7 protein-coding genes are annotated in these 5203 nt (G+C 56.8%); 5 read left to right on the forward strand and 2 right to left on the reverse strand.

Annotated elements, in window-relative coordinates; genetic code table 11:
* Positions 1–65 precede the first annotated feature (65 nt).
* A complete protein-coding gene (locus R6T97_RS03600; protein WP_410347935.1) occupies positions 66–782 on the reverse strand; it encodes a Crp/Fnr family transcriptional regulator in 717 nt (238 codons plus the stop codon).
* A gap of 143 nt (positions 783–925) precedes the next feature.
* On the opposite strand from R6T97_RS03600, the gene R6T97_RS03605 reads away from it, so the two are divergent.
* From R6T97_RS03605 to R6T97_RS03620, 4 genes are all read left to right on the forward strand, one after another.
* Positions 926–1357: a pseudoazurin gene (locus tag R6T97_RS03605; RefSeq protein WP_410347936.1), complete on the forward strand. Its 432-nt coding sequence runs from the start codon at positions 926–928 to the stop codon at positions 1355–1357.
* A gap of 60 nt (positions 1358–1417) precedes the next feature.
* Positions 1418–2629: a copper-containing nitrite reductase gene (gene nirK / locus R6T97_RS03610; RefSeq protein WP_410347937.1), complete on the forward strand. Its 1212-nt coding sequence runs from the start codon at positions 1418–1420 to the stop codon at positions 2627–2629.
* A 16-nt stretch (positions 2630–2645) separates the two neighbouring features.
* A complete protein-coding gene (locus R6T97_RS03615; RefSeq protein WP_410347938.1) occupies positions 2646–3386 on the forward strand; it encodes a formylglycine-generating enzyme family protein in 741 nt (246 codons plus the stop codon).
* A 351-nt stretch (positions 3387–3737) separates the two neighbouring features.
* Positions 3738–3893, forward strand: a complete 156-nt coding sequence (locus tag R6T97_RS03620; protein ID WP_410347939.1) for a hypothetical protein — start codon at positions 3738–3740, stop codon at positions 3891–3893.
* Positions 3894–3959: 66 nt separating this feature from the next.
* Here R6T97_RS03620 and R6T97_RS03625 read toward each other — a convergent pair whose 3' ends face one another.
* Positions 3960–4628, reverse strand: coding sequence for an ArsR/SmtB family transcription factor (locus R6T97_RS03625; protein WP_410347940.1), 669 nt, complete (start codon positions 4626–4628; stop codon positions 3960–3962).
* 323 nt (positions 4629–4951) lie between these two features.
* Here R6T97_RS03625 and R6T97_RS03630 point away from each other — a divergent pair.
* Positions 4952–5203 (forward strand): hypothetical protein (locus R6T97_RS03630; RefSeq protein WP_410347941.1); only part of this gene is annotated, 252 nt, incomplete at its 3' end.

Raw genomic sequence — 5203 nt, forward strand, 5'->3', positions numbered from 1 at the left:
CCTATCACTTGGATCAGGATGCCTTTATGGCGGAACTGATGACTGCCGCTGGTTTGTAGCGCGGTTCAGGTCTGGCTGAGTACGACCAGAGCATGCGGGTCACAGACCATGATCCGCTTGCGTTTGCTTTGCACAATCCCCTGCTTCTCCCAGGCGCTCAGCAATCGGCTGACGGTATGGAGGGTCGTGGCAGTCATTTCCGACAGGTCCTGACGGCTGATCGGGAAATCCACCTCGATCCCGTTCGGTACCTTGCGTCCGGTCTGATTGATCAGACGCAAAAGCGCACAGGCGACGCGTTGTTCGACATGCTGGGTCGCCATTTCGACGATGCGGGTGTTCATCTCGCCCAAGCGATTTCCGATCGTCTTGTAGGTTTCGGTGGCAAAACCGTCATATTCGGCTACGAACTGGTCCCAAAGATGCATCGGCCAGCTCAGCGCAATGGCCTCGGTCGCAGCCATGGCCGTTGCGGGATATGTGTCTTTCCCGATCGCCTTGGCAATGCCCAGCAACTGCCCCGACGGAATATGTAATGCCGTAACCTGTTCCCCTGTGGGCGTGATACGCACTACACGGACAAACCCGTCGAGCAACAAGTAAAAACGTTCGGCCGGGGCGCCTTCATCAAAAACCGAAACTCCGGTGTCGTAGCGTCGTGACGTTGCCTGATCAAGAATCGCGCGGATCTGCCGCCTGTCCAACCTGGAAAACGGGGGCAGTTGCGAAAGCAGGCTCTCGTCTAATCTTGGAAAGGCTGTGCGAGCGGGAGATGCGTTCATCTGCAATTGGGTGACACAAATCGCGGGACCTTGCAAAATATGAATGAAGCATAACGCAAAGTTATTTGTTCCAGCACAAAGTCCGGCCCGGCGTATTCCTTAAGATTGAGATCAAGACATGCCGATATCTGAAAGGAAATGAGATGATCCGCAAATTCGCAGCAGGCCTAGCAATCACAGCCCTTATGGGGAGTGCCGCCTTTGCCGAGACATTCGAAGTGCAGATGCTGAACCAAGGGGTTGACGGCGAGCGTATGGTGTTCGAGCCTGCGTTTGTTCAGGCCGCCGCCGGTGACACCATCCGCTTTATCGCAACCGACCGTGGCCACAACGCCGAGATCAACGCGGCCATGCTGCCTGATGGCGCAGAGCCGTTCGAAGGCCGCATCAACGAAGAGATCGAAATCACCCTCGATGTCGAAGGCGTCTATGGCGTCATCTGCAAACCGCACTTTGCCATGGGCATGGTGATGACCATTGCCGTCGGAGATGCCGAAGTCCCCGATGATTTTCTCGAAGGGCGCATTCCACGCAAGGCCAAGGAACGCTTTGAAGCACAACTGGCCAATTTCTAAGCCAATCTCCGTCAAAAGGCACCGATGTCTTGTGACAACTCAGACCCCACGGAGGGACCAATGACAAAATTTATCAACCCCGGGCTGACACCAACCAGCCGCCGCAATGTTCTGCGCGGTTCTGTTCTTGCCGGCGCTGCCGCAATAACAGGTGCCGGCGCCTTTGCAAACCAACGGCGCAGCCCGTTGCCACGGATGCAGCCGCCTGTCGCCCGTTTCATAGAAGCCGAAGCGCAGGCACAGGTCGCGGCAGCTCCCGCAGATCTGTCCGGCTACACACGCGTGAAGCAAGAACTGGTCGCGCCGCCTTTTGCCCCTGCGCACGAACAGGTTGCGACAGGTGGGCCAAAGATCATCGAGGTGTTCATGGAGACAACGGAACGCCTGATGGTCGTCGATGAAGACACCGGCGCAAGTATCTGGGCGCTGACCTATAACGGGTCCGTTCCCGGTCCGCTGATCATCTGCCACGAAGGCGACATGGTCGAATTGACACTGCGCAACCCTGTGGACAGCATGATGGAGCACAACATCGACTTTCACGCCTCGACAGGCGCGCTGGGCGGAGGTGGTCTGACCCACGTCTATCCCGGCGAAGAAACCGTGCTGCGCTGGAAAGCGACAAAGCCGGGCTGCTTTACCTATCACTGTGCCCCCGGTGGCGCGATGATCCCTTATCACGTCACACACGGCATGAACGGTGCGGTGATGGTGCTGCCGCGCGATGGCCTGAAAGACAAGGATGGCAACCCGCTGCGCTATGACAGCATCGCCTATATCGGTGAGCAAGATTACTATCTGCCCAAGGATGAGTTTGGAGACTACCGCACCTACGAAGTAGCCGGTGACGATTATTCCGACAGTCTTGATGCGATGCGCACCCTGACCCCGACACATTGTGTCTTTAACGGTGCGGTCGGCGCACTGACCGGGGAAAACGCTCTGAAGGCGAATGTCGGCGAGACCGTGCTGATGATCCACAATCAGGCAAACCGCGACAGCCGTCCGCACCTGATTGGCGGTCATGGCAATTATGTCTGGGAAACATCCTTCAGTGATCCACCCCTGACAGGCGTCGAGACATGGTTCGTGCGGGGCGGGACAGCAATGGCAGCGATGTATACCTTCGAACAGCCAGGTGTTTACGCCTACGTCAACCACAATCTGATCGAGGCGTCACTGCTGGGCGCAGCCGCGCACTTTGTTGTCCAAGGTGCATGGGACAATGCCTTGATGGAGCAGGTGGTTGCCCCGCGCAGCTTTGAGACATAACCGGAAAGCCTGAACCATGAAAACCGTCATTGCCAACCACAAGACACGCATCATCGCAGGCTGTATTGTGTTGGCGATGGCTGGATTGGCCGGGGCCGCGCAACACATGCGCGGCCCCGATTTCATCCAGTTCATCGGGATGGCAGAGCAACCGGTTCTGATGCCCGACGGCACACCGCTTTATGTGCAGAAATACGAAGTCAGCATTTCCGACTGGAATACTTGTCACGATGCAGGCGGTTGCACGCTTGGCCTGCGTGCGTCGGGGAACCACACCGAAGCGGAAATGCCTGCGACGGGTCTGTCCTATGTCGATGTGTCCGAATTCCTGCAATGGATCAATAAGCGCGCGGATGTCACGTTTCGCCTACCCACGTTGAGCGAGTGGGAATACATGGCCGCCGAAGTGCTTCCCGACGCCCCTGATCCGATCTTTACCGATCCAGAGCTGACATGGGCCTCGGCCTATCTGATAGAGCCGCAGACAAAACGCACACTGCGCCCGCGCGGATCGTTCGATACCACATCCGAAGGGATCGTTGATCTGAACGGCAGCGTCTGGGAATGGACGATGGATTGCTACGCGGGCGCTTCCGAAGGGCAGATCACACCTGACCGCTGCCCCGCTTTCTTTGTCGGCGGTGAACACGTCGCGGCGATATCATTCCTCGTCCGCGACCCGGCACGCGGCGGTTGTGCCGTGGGCACGCCACCCGCGCATCTGGGCATGCGCCTTGTAACCGATGAGGGGCCCTGACGACTGTCTTGTACCCCGTGGGTCGCAAGTGAGAGCGGCGGGGTTCCAAAGGGGCGATCATGCCATGATCAACGCCCCAGACAGCGAACAGTGTTCGTCATTCTGGTTGATCAGACAAACATCCACGTCGCCGGTTACCACCTTTGACAGGTGGTGTTCCGATAACCCCGAATGCGCAGCAAGTCCCCAGCTAGGGAAACGTGTCGGCGCACGGACTGCCAAGGTCATCAAAACGCGCAGCGCATAATCTGTGAATTTGTCCGGCTTCACCTGCGATATTTGGCATTTGTAATGCCGAATTAAGACCACTACATAATAAGTATCTTGAATGCCGATTAAGGATTGAAATCGATGACACTGACAGAAATATTTTTATGGCCCGGAACCAAAGCCTGTGAACGTCTCGGGGTGGATCCTGAAGGAGAGGCAAGTCTCATTCGCTGGATGGTCAACACACTTGTCTATCTGGTGGTAAGCCTGAGTATTGTCTGGCTCGTTGTAGCGTAACCATTCCTCGGCACAGCGCGACACGCAAAATCACTTGCCTGGCACGCAATACCCGCAAGTGACCGTTTACTCTGTAGCGAGTGACAGCACCGCCCGCCCGTCTGCGCGCCATTCCGGCAGGCCACCGTCAAGGCGTCGGGCATTCAGGCCGTGTTTGCGAAAGGCGGCGACAGCTTGGTGGGCATAGATGCAGTAAGGCCCGCGACAGTAGGCGACAATCTCGGCGCAGGGATCGAGCGTGGGAAGAATTCGCTCAAGTTCGGCCAAGGTCGTGTTCAGGGCGCCGGGAATATGCGCGGTGGCGTATTCGTCCGCGGGCCGTATGTCGAAAACGGTCACAGAGCCATCGGCCAATCGTGCTGCAAGCTCATCGCGGCTTACAGGCTCGGGTGCATCTTCTCCGTCCGATAGGCCGCGCAGGATACGCGACACTTGCGCGAGGTTCCGCTCGGCGACGATGCGCAAAAGGTCCATCAGTTGAAGTGTCTCGGCATCCGTCAGCCTGTAGATTACGGATTTGCCATCGCGGCGGCTGGTGGCGAGGCCGGACCGGCGCAGTTGCTGCAAGTGTTGCGAGCAGTTGGCGATCGTCAGACCGGTCTTTTCCGCAAGCGCATCCACACCGCGCTCGCCCTGCGCGAGTTGTTCAAGGATCAAGAGCCGTGCCGGCGCTGACAGCGCGCGCGCGATAAGGGCGTATTCCTCCAGCAGGGCCACCTTGGGGCTGATTGTCACGATGGTCTCCTCACGTTACAAATTCAAGTTACCTATTGAATGATAGCGGTTCCATCACATACCGCAACCCAAAGGCTTGTTGCCCATGTCCTCAACCGTTCTTGCCGGCGCATTTGCATGGAGAGCGATGACACCAGTGACCGCTGTCAGCCCGAAGCGGACATGGTGCGAAACGACTTAGCTGATCAGAGCGGACTTTCGCGGGATTAGTTGAGTTGCCGATGTGCAGGGCTTTCCGGTCCCTCGGCAATGCTCAGGCTTTAAATGAAGCGGGTTGCTTAGGTGGAGGTTTCATATAAGTTACTCTTTTTTCTGGAGGGCTCATGGCGCAATTCAACGTCGGTTCAGCGCCTGACTTCTTTATTGAAGTAGTCAGTCCGCTCTACAGCGCTTTTGTTGCCGACAATGCGAATGTTGCTAAAGCCGTTTCGGCAATCGTTATGTCGTATCACCTTTTTGAATGGGCAACTGACCGAAAATTTGAGAAAAACTATTTCAACAATCGATACCCTGAGAAACCCAATTTGGCTTCTGATTTCGAGACCGCGCGACTTCTTACCAACGGCATCAAGCAC

It is taken from the genome of Yoonia sp. (genome assembly GCF_046498525.1).
Classification (GTDB): Bacteria; Pseudomonadota; Alphaproteobacteria; order Rhodobacterales; family Rhodobacteraceae; genus Yoonia.

Bases quoted from the DNA above. Each gene is read 5' to 3' on its own strand.
- R6T97_RS03600 (WP_410347935.1), bottom strand. From the start codon at position 782: ATGAACGCATCTCCCGCTCGCACAGCCTTTCCAAGATTAGACGAGAGC.
- R6T97_RS03605 (WP_410347936.1), top strand. From the start codon at position 926: ATGATCCGCAAATTCGCAGCAGGCCTAGCAATCACAGCCCTTATGGGG.
- nirK (WP_410347937.1), top strand. From the start codon at position 1,418: ATGACAAAATTTATCAACCCCGGGCTGACACCAACCAGCCGCCGCAAT.
- R6T97_RS03615 (WP_410347938.1), top strand. From the start codon at position 2,646: ATGAAAACCGTCATTGCCAACCACAAGACACGCATCATCGCAGGCTGT.
- R6T97_RS03620 (WP_410347939.1), top strand. From the start codon at position 3,738: ATGACACTGACAGAAATATTTTTATGGCCCGGAACCAAAGCCTGTGAA.